Below are 16,054 nucleotides of genomic sequence, written 5' to 3'. Positions count from 1 at the left end.
GATAACATCCTTGTTAAATTGTTTATATCTGAAATAGTTCATACAGAAGACTCCTTTTTGTTAAAATTATACTATAAATTCAACTTTGCAACAGAACCGTTCCGTTTGATATTGAATTAATAAACTTGTAGTTATTTGAAATTGTTCTTTGAATAAAGTGATATAACCGATATAATGGGTGTGAATAACTAGGAAAAGGTGAATTTAATGAAACAGATAAAAACTCATCATTTAAATCATAAAAAAAGTTTGAATCATCAATTTAAATTGTCTGGTATCGCACTGATTATGACTACGACTTTAATAGGATATGGTATAAATCCAACATCATCTGTAATGGCGAAAGAAAGTGCTGATGTGAAAGCTGATACACATTTGACTAGCGAACAAGCGTTAGAAAAGCAAATTCAACAAGCTAAAGAAAAAATAAAGAAATTGAAAAATATAAAGCGTAGTGAAAAGCGTGATGCGATTCAAAAAATGGAGAAGGCTAAAAGCATTGAAGAGGCCAAAGTAATGTTGGAAAAAGCTGAGAATGATGACAATCGCCTCAGTGAACAACAAAGCGTATCTGCTAACACCCAAATAGAAGATAGCAATATTACTGAAGATAATCATGAATCGGACGATGACAAAAAAGATATTTCAGATAATCAAAAACATATAACTGATCATCAAGAAAAAACTGTTCCTAGTGAGAAAACAGACTCAAGTAACTTACCTGAGCAAGAAAATAATCAAACGCAAAACGCTCATGATCGCATAACTAGTGAAAATTCACAACAGAACTTAGATCAATTGCTTGATAAAATTGATGCATTATCAAATGAAGTTGATGGGGGTAAACTAAAAAACGATAATGAAGCGTTAAGAGATACTGGAGACAATCAAGAACAACAAAATGAGGTTGCGAAAAGCACTAACAGTACAGGTGAAAAAAATCAGGCAGAAAAAAACACACCTGAAAAAACGTCTCGTTCAGATCATGATGTTCCCCAACCATTAGAAAAATTTGAAAAAGATATTGATAAAGTAACGACAAAACAAGCTAAAAACAATGACAACTTAGATGACTATGTAGCAACTAAAGAAGCAAAGTTACAAACATTAACATCAATGCTTTCAGAGCGTGATTCAATATCTAGAGAAAATAAAAGTAAAATGGCAAAAGAAATTAAGCAAGTTGAACAAAATTTAAATGAACAACATGAAATTGTGCTGGATCAATTGAAATCTGTAGACAATAAAGACCGAGCAGTTAAAGATATCATTAATCGTACTTTTGATGACAGACATGCTCAATCTATCTTAGAACGTATAGACACAGATGGTAAAACAGATCAACAAATTGCCAATCAGGTAATCAGTCAATTAGACGGTTTCTCTACAACTTCAAGTGACGATATTTTACAAGCGATGTTTGATAAGACAGGCGATAAGCAAGCGTTGGTTAAAACGATATTGTCAACGCATTTGAACGATGTGGATGCATCTCGTATTGCTGAAAAAATTATGCGAGACAATCCTGATAACGAACAAATTGTAGCGTTACTAAAACAAAATTTTGGGGACAATGTAACAAGTGATGATATTTTAGAAACGCTATTGGATCAATCTGAAGATAAACGCCAAGCCTTGGAAACGATGTTGGCTAGCAAATTAAATGATGCGAAAGCACAAGCACTTGCTGATGTTATTGCTAAAAAAGAAGATGCTAAGCATAATATTGTTGATTTAATGAAATCAGGTCTTGATCAACAGTTGAATGACTTATTAAAAGTTGATAAAGATATAAGTAACTTTAGAGATGATATCCATGGTATCTTTGAACCTTTGAAAAATACACCAAGCATTGCTGATACATTGGATAAAAGATCATTAAATAAAGGTGACAAAATATCGACATTATTGGATGCAGAGACACAACGACTTCAAAAACCAAGTCTGTTGAGTGGCTTATTCAGTGGTGATGGTTTATTAGATGGTGTGCGAGATATACCGAACCCATCACCTGGACGTGCTTTATCTATAGGTGAATCAGACGGCTTCTTGAGTGGTTTGTTCGATGATGAAGGTAATTTCTCGTTACCTGATGCTGGTACAGTAATGAAAAAATCAACGATTCCAGTAGGTATCGTGTTGTTAATCGTTGGTGGCGGACTGATATGGTTTGCTAAACGTAAACAGTCGAAAAAATTATAGTTTATCAATTTAAACAGGTGCTAAAGCTACTTGTTATCATATAAAAAATGCACCATTCAAAGTTAGTCACATAAGTGAGACTTTTGAAATGGTGCACTTTTATTTTGCAGAAAATGAGAATTTTAAAATATTGATTGAATTCTATCATGTGTCTATATAAAGTTAGTTTTGTTTACCTGTAATATAACTTAAATCAGTAGCGACATCTGCATCAATGGTTCTGTGAGAAACGATGCCAAGTCCCTTAACATTTGATTCTGAAATAACGATAGAACCGTCATCGTTCACTTTTTCTACAAAAGCTACATGACCGTATATTGAATCTGCACCATGCTGACCTGCCTCAAATACAACGGCAGTATGTGTCTTAGGTGTTGAAGAAACCGTATAACCTTTTCTTTCTGCGCGATTGTTCCAATTTCTGGCATCACCTAGATCTCCACCAACATATTGATCGAATTGCGACATACGGTGATAGACATACCACGTACACTGGCCATGTGGGTAAGGCGAGTGATTTGTGGTTTCTGAAAATGGCTTGAAATCGCTATTATCGTCATCGTTCTTCAATTTATAATCGTCTAAATCTGGCATTTGTTTACGGTCAAATTGTGTTAAGTCGTAGTGCTCAATAATGCTGTTAAGTTTGTCAGCGTATTGAGAATCAGTTGCATATGTGGTAGCCAGATGTGCAGTTGCTGACCGATAGTTATGTGCTTCGCGCTTCCACGTTGGTTTATAAATATTTGGATTGCCATCAATACCTTGTTTGATTAATTTAGCATAATCCTCTAATGATTCTTTTTCACTCGGATAACTACGGAAATCGGCTGAGATTTGGAACATGTTGTTTCCATTGTCTTCAAGAGTATTGAAAGTAGTGGATTTTCCTTGGTAAGTTCCCTTGATACCGAATAAGTTATAATGAGGTGCTTGGGCAAGTGCACTCATGCCAGAATCTGATTCTAATATGGCTTGTGCAATCATCACGGATGCGTAAATGTCTTCATCTTGGCCTATGTCATGTGCATCTTGTGCGATTGTTTTAATGAAGTCACGTGTATTTTTATTTTCAGTTATTGTCAGTTGATTTGTAGTGTTATTATCGTCCGACAAGTTTGGTAATTGTTGAAAAATAGCAGTAGTGCGTATGTTAGACTGCTTGGTATCATTTTCAAAGGATTGGGCTGGTTTTTCTTTTTTGGCTAATTGTGATTGAGAAGGTAACTGCGGATTAGCATGGTTACTTGATGGTTGTTCATCTGAGTCACTTTTCTTATTTTCAGAATCCTTATTTGATGAATGTGCTTTTTGAGATTCATATTGTTTTTGGTTATTTTTAGCGTCTTCACTATACTCGTCTAAAATTGATTCTAATACTCTATCTTCTGACGATGAACCGGATTGATTGTCTGTTGTGCTGTCATTGTCACGAGTGTCTGCGTCATCATCCTGCTCACCTGTATCATTATTACTTGTCGTTGTTTCATCATCTTGTTTATTCTGACTATGCCCATCCTGCGTTGTGTTTTCACGAGATTGATTTTGGTGTGAATCTGAATTGGGTTCGGTATCATCTTGTTGCGCATCATGCTCATCTGTATACTGATTTGACTCATATTGACTGTTTTCTGATTCACGCGCTGTGTCATTAGCATCGTTGTCATAATCTGTACGACTTTGTTCTTGTATAGATTCTTCGCTATCTTCATTTGAATCATCATTTATCTCATTATCATCAATGAAAGCTGTCGCATTTGAATCTTCTGAATCAGTGTGGTCTGTTAATGAATTATTTTGTTTGTTATTGTCTTCGTTTGAATCATCGTTTTGTTTTAATGTGGAAGGGGTTTGGGTTGCTTCATTATTAGAAAGTAATTGATCTAGTAATTTAGATAAACTGTTATTGTCTTGGTTTTGTTTCAAAGGTGTTGGTTTAAACATATCAAATATGTTTGAACGATCATCGTCTGTTGATGTATCCCATGTATTTTTAGTTACATTTGTCGACGTTTTGTCAGGAGTCTTAGAATTATCGTTTTCTTGGCTGTTGTTCTGCTCACTTGTTTTAGTGGGGCCATCATTTTTACGATTTTGTTGATCTTCCCGTTCACTACTATGCTTATTATCGCTAGATTTCTCTTTTACATCATCAGATTTCTCGTTATTAGTTTTATGATTTTGGGAGGATGATAGCGATGAATCAGATTTTTCTTTGTCTTTGTCTTTCTGTGTCTCAGTTGACTTAGTAGTCATTGTATCTTCTTTTGAGGTTTCTGCTTTGGCATCATTGATAGGAAATGATGGCATAAGTAAAGAAGTTGAAAGTAAGCAAACTAATAATTTTTGTTGCCTCATGAAAATACCTCTTTCCTAAAATATATTATTTACTATATACAAAGTATTGTTTATCTTGGTAAACTGTTAATAGTCTTGCTTTTAGTTGATGTCTATCAACTATGAAAGGTTAAACGTTATTAATGAATTCAGTATATCAATTTATATGCAATAAACAAATAGTAATTTGAATTTTATATAAGAAGAAATCACAGATCTAGTTTTTGAGGTGTATAAATGAAAAACGTAATAAAATTATTTTTTATGGATTTAAAAAAGATTGCTAAAGCGCCTAGTGTATTAGTGATTTTAGGTGGTTTAGCCTTGCTTCCTTCGTTTTATGCTTGGTTTAACTTGGATGCGACATGGGATCCATATGGTAATACTAAAAATATTAAAATCGCAGTTGTGAATGAAGATAATGGGGATAAAGTCAAAGGTAAAAAAATTAATGTTGGTGATCAAATTACCGATAATCTTAAAAAAGATGATAACTTTGATTGGCAGTTTGTAAGTAGAAAAAAAGCAGATCATGATTTGAAAATGGGAGAATATTATGCAGCCATTTATATACCAGATAAATTTACACACCAAATTACTGGTACGTTGCGAAAAGACCCACAACAAGCAAACGTTGAATATAAAGTGAACCAAAAACTTAATGCAATTGCGCCTAAAATGACTGATGCTGGTACAAGTGCTATCGTTCAAAAAGCGAATGAACAGTTTAATGAAACAGTGACACAAGCACTTTTAGATGAAGCGAATCGTCTAGGTGTAAAACTTGAAGAAGAGATTCCAACCATCAATAAAATTGAAGATGCTGTATCCGAAGCGAATAAAGCTATGCCAAAAATTAACGATTTTGCAGATACACTTATTTATTTAGATGAAAACCAAGATCAAATTGACAATTATGCGGATCGATTTAGAGGATTAGGTGACTATAAAGGTGAAGTTATCGATGCAGCAGATAAGTTAAATCAAGTTAATGCTGCAATACCTGCATTGAACGAGCGTGCTAAACTAATACTGGCATTAAATGACTACATGCCAAATATTGAAAATGCACTTAATGTTGCTTCTAACGATGTGCCAGAAGCCTTTCCTAAAATCAATCGCGGTGTTGATATTGCAAGCACTGGGGTAGACGCTGGCTTACAAGGATTGAACGATGCGCAAGGTTACTTGCCTGCGATTCAACAACGCGTAGAAAGTTACCAAGAAGTCGTTGATCGCGCACAAGATGCAAATCAAAATGTTAATCAACGCCTAGAAGATAATATACAAACTGAGCAGCAAAGTGCTAAGCGTTCAGGTCGATATTCAAATATTCAAACATCGCAAATAAGTAATAATCAAAGCGATGATGATGACAATGAACAACATGATTCTACAGTAAGTAGTAAAGATGTTAATGCTATGCAATCTTCATTATCAGAGTCATTGTTATCACTTTCTAATTATGCTGACAAACAAGCCGAAAGTAGTCAGGAAGATATCAAAGCGTTGGAAAATGTCACATATGGTATTTTATCTACAGACAAACCTAAAGATTTTCAAAAAACACTGGATCATATTAAATCCAGACTGGAAATGACTAGTAAATTTAATCAGCAATTTATCGATATATTAACAGAACTAGAAGAGAGAGAAAATGTCGATTTATCGAATGAAATCAAAGAATTAGAATCGACAAATAATAAAATAAATGACTTAATTAAGCAGCAGAATCAACTTAGTGATGCACTGTCAAACGGAAGTTCTGGTAAGGCAGAAGCAGTAGCATTACTTAAAGACCTACCTCGCGTAAATCGTAGCTTGGATGATTTAAGAAATTATATTAAAACAGAACTAAATCAGAATTTGTTCGACATATCAAACGAAGTAATGTCTGTATTAAATGAAGGTGATGCTAGACTTTCAACGCTTCAATCGAAATTAAATACGATAGAACAGGTTATAAACTCTGGACAAAGTATTTTGACAACAGGCAAAGATAGAATCGAAACGATTCAAAGTGCATTGCCAACCATTGAGCAAAGATATATGGATGCAATGGCTACTGCACAAAATTACTATCCACAATTTAAACAAGGCGTTGCGAACGCAGCATCCTTTATTGAAAATGATTTACCAGGGTTAGAGCAACAATTGTCTGATACGACAGCAACAGTAAATAGCACGATACCGACCTTATTCAATCGTTACGATCGTTTAGTTGATATTTTGGATACCAATCAACCACGTGCCAAAGAAGGATTGCATAATTTAGCGAATTTCGCACGTAACCAATTACCAAATGTTGAAAAAGATCTTGCTAAAGCGAACAAACTATTTGATGAGATTGAAAAAGATGATGCGGTAGACAAAATGGTAGATTTATTGAAGAATGATTTGAAAAAACAAGCGAATGTGATTGCGAACCCAATAGATATTGATCAAAAGGATGTATTTCCTGTGAAAGACTATGGTTCAGCAAGCACGCCATTCTATACAGCCTTAGCCATTTGGGTAGGTGCGTTATTGATGGTGAGCTTATTAACGACAGATAATAAACACAAATCATTAGCACCATACCTATCAACAAGAGAAATATATTTAGGTAAAAGTGGATTATTCTACTTATTAGGTATCGTTCAAGCGCTTATTGTATCTATTGGTGATATCGTAATACTGAAAGCACAAGTAGAATCAATTGGTTGGTTTATTGGTATCGCAGTATTCGCATCAATCGTATTTGTTACCATTGTTTATACTTTGGTATCACTGTTAGGAAATCCAGGGAAAGCCATTGCCATCATCTTTCTTGTGCTACAAATTGCAGGTGGTGGGGGAACATTTCCTATCCAAGTTACACCAGAGTTTTTCCAAACGATTCACCCTTACTTACCATTCTCTTATGCAATCGATGCATTAAGAGAAGCGGTTGGCGGACCTGTTCCTGAAATTCTAACTCAAAAATTAGTAGTACTTTCATTATTTGGTATAGGATTCTTATTAATTGGTGTAATATTCAAACCAATTACAGATCCACTGATGAGAAAAGTAACTGAAAAAGCTGAAGAAAGCGATGTAATGGAGTAAAGTTGCTAACAAGTTAAACGTCAAAATGATGTTTATCAGTTTGAATGATGATAGTGAAAAACAGTTTCGGTCTAAAACAGAAACTTAAAAATATAATGAGCGATGATTTCACTTCAAATAAGGGAGTAGGACAGAAATCTAATTTTATATAAAAGATTTTGTTATCTCCTCTTGCTTGGGTAATTAGAATTGAAAAAAGTATAAAATCATTACCTAGAACTGTAATTCATGCATAAGTCCCACTAACTCAATCAATTGAGAAGTGGGACTTTTATTTTTTGAATCAGTTTAGATTTTGAATGTGTATGCATACTTGTTTAGAAAATGGATATAATTCGTAGATGCTTTTCTATAATATAATCCTGTTGTGAGCTGTTAAAAATGATTGAAGGTATGCATTTTAATATAAAAAAGACACTTTAAGGGTTTCGAATTATTGCAACAATAAAAAAACATCCACGATAACAATCGAAGATGCTTATTAAATAGCTTAGATAATATTTTGAATAACTTCTTTGCGTAATTTACTTCTTAATTCTGCCATCGTATTTAAGTGATATTTTTTATAATCACCTGAATCAATTCTAAAAGCGTGTATACCTAAAACTTCATTTTTACTATTTAAAATGGCACCTCCTGAAGAACCAGGTTCAGCCATTATTTGATAATAGCCCATTGGATTGATGTTGCGAGCCATAAGGGAATATTTCCCCTTAGAATGATACATCGTACCCATAGGATCATTCTTGAATTTGCCAGTTGGTAATCCATAATGGTACATATGAATAGGCGTATTAGCCTTGATATTAGTAATCGATTTTTCTGGAGCAATTTTACGTATTTTCATATACTTTGAAATATCTTCTTTTGTATATAATAATGCGACATCACCAAATTGCATCATTTTTACACCAATCACATTGAGAGAACGTGTGTAGGTTGAACCTTCTTATAGCAGGTTCACTCTAAGATTTTGTAATGAAGATGGTGACATTGGTTTATGTGCTTCTGGATTATTGACGACGTGATTAGCTGTTAATATTGTATGTTTACCAATTGCAGTTCCAGTGCCATATGTCAGAGCTTTTTTAATAGGATTCCAATTAAATACGGTTGCAATATTGGCTGATTTTGCAGTCGTATGTTCTAAAGTAACTCCTTTATTGCCGGATTTTTTCATGATTTTTAATGCATCATTGATGCCGGATGCTTCAGTCGTTTGACCAAAATCCCGCACATTATCGCTGCCTGGTATCTTTGATGACCAAGTTTTAGGTGCTTGATTATAGTAGTTGCTGTTTTTTGAAGTTTGCTTACTTGTTTTTGGAATAACCTTTACACTTTTAGATGCTTTTGCTTGCTTAGCTAATGGTTTTGTTTGTTGTTTTTTTGTTGTTTTAGTTGAACTTGATAGTAACTGTGGTTTTATAGATTTTGATGTACGCTTAGAAGAAGTATGTTGAGCTACTCGAACTTTGATTTTTGATGACCCACTTTGGTTTTGTTTAATAGATGCATTTGTTTTTTGATTTTTGTTAGTGGGCATAATAGCTTTATTTTTATTTTGAATTATTGGTTGTTTTGATAGTTTTTTCTTTGGAGTTATTGGTGAGTGCGATTGTACTTTTATAGTTTTTGATGGTGGTTGCACATTTTTACCCAAAATTACTTTCGGAGTATCTTTTGGATCCCCTTTTATAACTGGATTTTTAAATTCTATGTCTTTATTATTGTATTTCAATTTAGTGTTTTGCTTGGGAAATTGAACTTCATTTTGTTGTGATTTTAAATTGCTATTACTAACTATTTTAGTATTTTTTACTTCATTTGTAGTATTGATCTTTTTTGTTTCTTTTGTTGTTATCGGATATTTTTTAGTTACTTTATGGTTAGTTGGATAGTTGATATCAGTAGTGTTTTCAGCAGCCTCCATTGTATCAACATGAAATATTATCACCAAACAAATTATCATAGATATGGCGATGATTGCAGAAATATATTTTATTGCCCATGACGGTTTATTCACTTAATCTGTCCCCTCTGTTTTTTTGTGTAAAAAATAAATAAGATTATTTATTTAATATTATATACTTTTTTTATGTATGGCAATATATTTTTGAGAATAGGAATAATATAATGAAATAGACATTTGTTTGGCAAAATATACTTGTGATAACTAACTTTTTTCTTTATTGCAGTATTTTTTTACTAATGTCATAAGCTATTAATCTTAAGTTAACCAATAATTTAATTATTGCATTTTAAAAAACATTGTGTATTATTAAAATTATAGAAAACATTAAGGGGAAAAGAATGAAAATGAATACGAATATACGTACTTTTTCTAGCAAGAAGTTAGTGCTAGGGCTTGTAACGACTGCTATTGGGATTAGCACGATTGCTTTAGTAAGTGAAAATGCACATGCGATTACTTCAACAGTAAAATCACAAACAGTAACAAAAAAAACTAAAACTACGACTTTGACAACTAAATCAACTACAACGGTGAAAACAGTAAAGCCTGCAGTGGTAAAAGCAACGACAACAAAAGTTGCTACAAATGTAACGACTAAAAAAACACAAGCAACAGTAAAACCTATAGCGCAAAAAGCACCAGTGACGAAGCAGTCAGTACCTGTAAAAAAACCTGTTAGTAAAGCTATTTCAACAACGACGATTAAAGCACCTGTTACGTCCAAAGTACCGACGACAACAGCGAAGAAACCAAGTACAACAACAAAAGTACCGACGACAACAGCGAAGAAACCGAGTACACCGATAAAAAGCACGACAATATCATCGACAAAAACGCAAACAACTCCAGTAAAGACACAGAGCACACCGACAAAGACTCAGGCTTCAAGTACAACAACGCCGCAGACTACAAAATCAAACACACCATCGACAGTACCTACACCATCTGTACCAGTACAACCCAGTACAATAGCAAACGCACCAGTCAAGACAAATGAAGCATCCCAAAACACAGTATCTCCTAAACTCGAAAATACGAACATTCAAGATAAGACATTACAGTCACAAGAAACAATAAAAGCAACTCCAGAAACGGAAACAAAGACAGCTAGTGCAACGCGTAAACAAGATTATTATAAGTCTATGACAGAATTATACAAAGATACGACAGAAGGTATCGACTGGAAGAAAGATACACGAAATGTCGGGAAATCAGTGTTGATAGCGGCACCACATGGTGGGAACATTGAACAAGGGACTTCAGAATTAACAAAACTAGTGGCGAATAATGGTGATTTTGATTATTTTTCATTTGAAGCGATACGTCCATCCAACAACACCCAATTACATGTAACATCTACAAATTATGATGATGCAACTTTGCATGAGATGATTCAAGATCGAACAGCTACCATTTCAATACATGGTGCTCAAGGTGAAGAACAACTCGTATACTTAGGTGGTTATCAATCACCGCTTAGAGACGCCATTCAAAGTCAACTTGAACTTAAAGGATTTGTAGTGAAGATACCGCCAGAATACCTTGGTGGGCTGAGTAATGCTAATTTTATTAATAAAGTAGAGGAAAGCACAGGTGTTCAATTAGAACTAACGACCGCTTTAAGAAAAGCGTTTTTCAAAGATGCAGACACTAGCACAGCATCATGTAAAAAAATAGAAAATTGGACTACCACGATGTATGATTTTGCTGAAGCACTTAATGGTGCAATCAAGCAAGTCTATCCAGAAAATCAAGGATAATATATTGAATTTATTGCTAAAGTAGCACGTTTCAAGTTTTTAATTTTAATAAGTAGATTTCTTTTAATAAGCTAATGACCTCAATGCGTATGTATATACTAAACTGACCCCAAATAATGGGAATAAAATAAAAACACTTTCGTTGAATTCAATTAAAATGAATCCTACGGAGGTGTTTTTTCTATGAAAAGAGTGTCGTATTCATTAGAAACAAAGTATAAAACTATTGAAATGAAAAAAGCTGGTTATACTATTAAGGAAATTATGGAAGCGTTAAATATTAGAAAAAGAACACAAGTGAAAACATGGTGGAGATGGTATCGAAATGGGGAAACTTACAGATTTTCTCAACAAGTCGGTAAGCAGTATACTTATGGTAAAGGACTGGAAGAGCTCTCAGAAGTAGAACAATTAAAATTAGAGAATAAAAGAAAAGATATTGAATTAGATATTTTAAAAAAGTACAAAGAATTGGAAAGGAAGTGGTACCAACAGTAATTGTAGAATTAGTTAATCAACTAAAGCATAGGTATTCAGTCAAAATGATACTTGATGTATTAGAAATACCCAAATCAACATACTATAGATGGAAACACAAAAATGATAAAAATGATAACTTAACGCAAAAAGTCATTCAATTGTGTAAAGACAATCAATATACCTACGGTTACCGAAAAATTACTGCCTTGATTAATCAATTGTCTTCAGTACCAGTTAATCATAAAAGAATTCAGAGAATCATGCAGGAGAATAATCTAAACTGTCGAGTTAGACCTAAAAAGTCAAAAAGGATTGGTAAACCTTATTATAAAACAGATAATTTATTACAAAGACAATTTAAAGCAAGTCAACCAATGGAAGTATTAACAACAGATATTACTTATTTACCTTTCGGTAACTCTATGTTGTATTTATCTTCAATTATGGATGTTTATAACGGAGAAATTGTTGCGTATAAAATAGATAACAAACAGGATCAAAGCTTAGTAAATGATACATTGAATCAAATTGATATACCTGAGAATTGCATACTACATAGTGATCAAGGAAGTGTTTATACATCCTATGCTTACTATCAATTATGCGAAGAAAAAGGCATTATCAGAAGTATGTCCCGAAAGGGAACACCAGCTGATAACGCCCCGATAGAAAGTTTCCATTCCTCGCTAAAGTGTGAAACTTTCTACATCAACAATGAGCTCAATAGCTCTAATCAAATTGTAATAGATATTGTCGAAAATTACATTAAAAACTATAATAATAATCGAATTCAACAAAAACTAGGCTACTTATCCCCTATAAAATTCAGAGAATTAGCAGCCTAGAACATAGTGTTTTTATTAAATTCCCACCTTATGGGTTCAGTGCCATACGTGTTGGGGTTTTTTATATATTTTAGTGAGATTCATATTCGGGTAGTCTAAGGGAAGTCTAAATCTTCCGATTTTCTGTAGAAAAACAAAAATTGTAATTGCGCATATATTTATAAAGTTGTATAAGGACATAGCATGTAGCGTTAATAAATAAATCTCTAAGTATAGATTTCATAAACAAAGAAATGTTTGAATTCAAAAAAACATTGTAATATAATTCACGTTATTTCATGCAAAATGATAAATTCACATTTGCGAAAATTTGAACATACATAGATTAATCTAAAGAGGAGCACAATGATGAAGGTATATACATCTATTATTTTTTGGATGAGAGCAATTGCTTGTTTAAGCATTGTGATGATTCATACAATTACTACAACATTTTATAAATTTGAAATGCCCAATGATGGCTATTTATTAAGAGGTTTTCAATTACTATTATTATACGCGACACCAATGTTTGTTTTTATTTCTGAGTTTTTATTAGCGAAACAGTATAAGACACAGGTTAAAGAAGGATTTGTAAAACAGAAGTTGCTGACATTAGGAATTCCATATATCATCATTAACTTAGGTTTAGCGTATGTCTACGGGCAGCCTAATAATTTAATGGAATATTTAGATTCTGTACAATTTATGATGTTTCATGGAGGCACGCTGACATATTTTATTGTTATTATTTTTCAATTTTATGCTTTACATATATTATTTGCGAAGCACTTAGTAAAACTTAATCCATTAAAATTAATCGTATATTCATTAGTTATCACGATGCTATTTTGGGCTATCAGAACTTTTGTTGATGCACCAGAGGCTTGGTATTTAAATTGGTTATGGCAACGAGAGGGCTGGATGATATTCATAGGTTGGCTTAGTTATTTCTTACTAGGTTTTTATATGGGTTATTATTATGAAACGTTGATGGTCAACATACAAAAGTATACGAAATACATTGTGTTAGGAACTGTTATAGTGACGGCCATAACGCTGATCAATTACTTGTCGGGCTGGTTAACGCTAGTGGACTCTAAGCGTATTGATACACCAATCTATGTTACTATGATAATCTTAATATTCTTTCTAATATCGTCTTATGTTAAATATGTACCAAAATTTTTCATCTTAATCAGTAATTATTCTTTTTCAATATACTTAATTCATTACTTTATTGTACATAGGTTAGGGACATTACATGAGCATCCTATATTCAATATCGTATTTACATTTACATTAACGATTACGTTCTCAATATGCATTGCTTATGTGTTTAACCAGTTTAAACTAGGCAAATATATAGTAGGAGGCATTGGGAACGTTAAGTATGATACGTTTTATCAAAGTTATAAAAATAACCTAGTAGATTAAAAAGGGGAGAATTGAATGGATAAATTAGTCTCGGTTATTATATCTGTCTATAATAAAGAACCATTCTTAAAAAAATGTATTGAATCTTTAATCAATTTAAATATGGAACAATCAAAATTAGAGGCAATCTTTGTTGATGATTGTTCTACAGATAACTCAGTAGCAATGATTGATAGTTATGCTAGTCAGTATGATTTTATAAAATTAATTCAGCTACCAACGAATACAGGTAGTCCTTCAGAACCAAGAAATATAGGTATTAAAGAGGCGAAGGGTAAATATATCGCCTTATTGGATGCAGATGACTGGTTAGATACAGAAGGATTTCCTAGGTTTATGGAGAAAGTAAATGCAGATGATGCAGAGTTAGGCTTAGGACAAACTTTCAAACATACAAATAAAAGCATTACGTATCATGCTAGATTCACAGCATATAAAGATGCATCAAATCTGATGCCACAAGATATTGAAAAAATTTTTCGAGCGGTAGGGCCACCGGGCAAAGTATTCAAACGCGATATTGTAATTAATAATCAGATTCAATTTGAACATATGAAATTTGGTGAGGACAAATTATTTTTCATTGATCTTATTTCTAAGATTCAAAATATTACAATGTCTACGATACCTGCTTATCATGTGAATAGATACGATGAGAATCAATCACTTGTGAAAGAGACTTCAGTGGTAGATAAAGCTTATTTGAATGTGAATATAACCAAGCGCATTTGTAATATGGATATATCTGAATCTCTGAAAAAGATGATGTTATCTAGAATGGTGGAAGTAGACTTTTTTAGAAGGTTATTGCATACAAAAACGTTTTTAAAATCTGATGATAAGCAAACGTTCTATGCTATTTTTGACGAAGTAGAACATATACTAAATGAATCTGGTTATCATATGAAGGAATTTATTAACAATAAAAAATTCATAGCTATGTATACTTTATACCATCAAGAAGATAAAGAACCCTTTTTAAACCTTACAGAAGCACTTGTTTATGGTTATTGGCATTATTATATAAATAAAGATGCGATTTACATGGAAATTGATGGTAATTATGATGTTTTAGAACCCACACCTGTGCGTTGTTATCCAGTGTATGAAGGGACGCAAATGCTAAATGGTGAATTATATGAAGTGATTAAAGTATTGAAACCGGAAAATATACAAATCAATGGTGTGAAATTAGTTGAAATTAATAACTCAGCGAACGCGTATCATGTTGATTATGTGTATAAAGATAAAAACATTTATATTCATCAACAACAATTTAAGCAAGCGAAAGAGATAGATGTTAACCTCGGTGTCGAATTTGGTGAAATGAATGATATCGCCTTGGTTTACGCTTCTTACCCAAGTAATAATGAAATTTATAAAATGAAACGACAAAGCTTTAAGTTAGAGTTCGTCAATAAATTGAGGGAAAAATACAAAGGGAAATATTTCTTAACGGCTTCAGAACCATTGATGACGCTTAAAAAAACAAATGTATATCGTGACATTGAATTTAAAGAACAGCTCTTGAGCTTAAATCCAGGTACAAAAGTGGTACCGACAGACATTCAGTTCACATCGAATGGTACACCTAGATTAATTCTTGAAGACGGTAGTGTGATGACTGCTAATAAAGATTTTGTAACACAGATTAACATGGATGACCATCACAAATATATTACAGAGGTTCCTAGTGAAGTTAAAATTAAAAAAGTTTGTAAGTTGTATAACTCTAGAACATTTAAAAATGAACCACTAGAAACACTTAAAGTTGGAGATACGATTAACATAGCTAATATTGCCTATACTAATAAATCAACACCACGATTAGTCACACAAGAAGGAAATTACTTAACAGCAAACAAAGATTTTATTGAAGTAATATCGTAATATTGAAGTAATGAATATATTTAAGAGGCTACTAAATAACCGAAAGTATTGGTTTATAGTAG

At 32.9% G+C, this 16,054-nt stretch carries 9 protein-coding genes; 6 read left to right on the top strand and 3 right to left on the bottom strand.

What is annotated here, in order from left to right:
- Positions 1-207: 207 nt before the first annotated feature.
- Positions 208-2,202: a hypothetical protein gene (locus CD150_RS11360; RefSeq protein WP_103161616.1), complete on the top strand. Its 1,995-nt coding sequence runs from the start codon at positions 208-210 to the stop codon at positions 2,200-2,202.
- Between the two features lie 162 nt (positions 2,203-2,364).
- Here the strand turns inward: CD150_RS11360 and CD150_RS11355 are convergent, their stop codons facing one another.
- Positions 2,365-4,560 (bottom strand): amidase domain-containing protein, encoded by a 2,196-nt coding sequence (locus CD150_RS11355; protein WP_103161615.1) that lies wholly within the window; start codon positions 4,558-4,560, stop codon positions 2,365-2,367.
- A gap of 216 nt (positions 4,561-4,776) precedes the next feature.
- Between CD150_RS11355 and CD150_RS11350 the strand changes: the two genes are divergently transcribed.
- Entirely contained in the window at positions 4,777-7,626 is a 2,850-nt protein-coding gene (locus CD150_RS11350; protein ID WP_103161614.1) for a YhgE/Pip domain-containing protein, read from the top strand.
- 490 nt (positions 7,627-8,116) lie between these two features.
- Here the strand turns inward: CD150_RS11350 and CD150_RS13920 are convergent, their stop codons facing one another.
- Both CD150_RS13920 and CD150_RS11345 read right to left on the bottom strand, forming a co-directional pair.
- Entirely contained in the window at positions 8,117-8,527 is a 411-nt protein-coding gene (locus CD150_RS13920) for a hypothetical protein (RefSeq protein ID WP_321188030.1), read from the bottom strand.
- Between the two features lie 48 nt (positions 8,528-8,575).
- A complete protein-coding gene (locus CD150_RS11345; protein WP_307724315.1) occupies positions 8,576-9,652 on the bottom strand; it encodes a hypothetical protein in 1,077 nt (358 codons plus the stop codon).
- Between the two features lie 293 nt (positions 9,653-9,945).
- Here CD150_RS11345 and CD150_RS11340 point away from each other — a divergent pair, with 293 nt between their 5' ends.
- From CD150_RS11340 to CD150_RS11325, 4 genes are all read left to right on the top strand, one after another.
- Positions 9,946-11,361, top strand: coding sequence for a poly-gamma-glutamate hydrolase family protein (locus CD150_RS11340; protein WP_240621230.1), 1,416 nt, complete (start codon positions 9,946-9,948; stop codon positions 11,359-11,361).
- Between the two features lie 183 nt (positions 11,362-11,544).
- Positions 11,545-12,686 (top strand): IS3 family transposase gene (locus CD150_RS11335; protein WP_103161612.1). Its coding sequence is split into 2 segments (ribosomal slippage): positions 11,545-11,815 and positions 11,815-12,686, totalling 1,143 coding nucleotides; the frame shifts between segments, so codons are not numbered across the junction.
- A gap of 348 nt (positions 12,687-13,034) precedes the next feature.
- Positions 13,035-14,102: an acyltransferase family protein gene (locus CD150_RS11330; RefSeq protein ID WP_103161611.1), complete on the top strand. Its 1,068-nt coding sequence runs from the start codon at positions 13,035-13,037 to the stop codon at positions 14,100-14,102.
- Between the two features lie 15 nt (positions 14,103-14,117).
- The gene (locus CD150_RS11325; RefSeq protein WP_103161610.1) at positions 14,118-15,992 is read left to right on the top strand and encodes a glycosyltransferase family 2 protein; all 1,875 of its coding nucleotides are present in this window, start codon (positions 14,118-14,120) and stop codon (positions 15,990-15,992) included.
- The last annotated feature ends 62 nt before the right edge of the window (positions 15,993-16,054 follow it).

Origin of the sequence: Staphylococcus ureilyticus (assembly GCF_002902235.1) — a bacterium.
GTDB lineage: Bacteria > Bacillota > Bacilli > Staphylococcales > Staphylococcaceae > Staphylococcus > Staphylococcus ureilyticus.
Note: the sequence above shows the minus strand (reverse complement) of the source record. Positions and strands in the feature narration are given on the sequence as shown.

Bases quoted from the DNA above. Each gene is read 5' to 3' on its own strand.
- CD150_RS13920 (WP_321188030.1), bottom strand. From the start codon at position 8,527: ATGCAATTTGGTGATGTCGCATTATTATATACAAAAGAAGATATTTCA.
- CD150_RS11350 (WP_103161614.1), top strand. From the start codon at position 4,777: ATGAAAAACGTAATAAAATTATTTTTTATGGATTTAAAAAAGATTGCT.
- CD150_RS11360 (WP_103161616.1), top strand. From the start codon at position 208: ATGAAACAGATAAAAACTCATCATTTAAATCATAAAAAAAGTTTGAAT.
- CD150_RS11355 (WP_103161615.1), bottom strand. From the start codon at position 4,560: ATGAGGCAACAAAAATTATTAGTTTGCTTACTTTCAACTTCTTTACTT.
- CD150_RS11340 (WP_240621230.1), top strand. From the start codon at position 9,946: ATGAATACGAATATACGTACTTTTTCTAGCAAGAAGTTAGTGCTAGGG.
- CD150_RS11330 (WP_103161611.1), top strand. From the start codon at position 13,035: ATGAAGGTATATACATCTATTATTTTTTGGATGAGAGCAATTGCTTGT.
- CD150_RS11325 (WP_103161610.1), top strand. From the start codon at position 14,118: ATGGATAAATTAGTCTCGGTTATTATATCTGTCTATAATAAAGAACCA.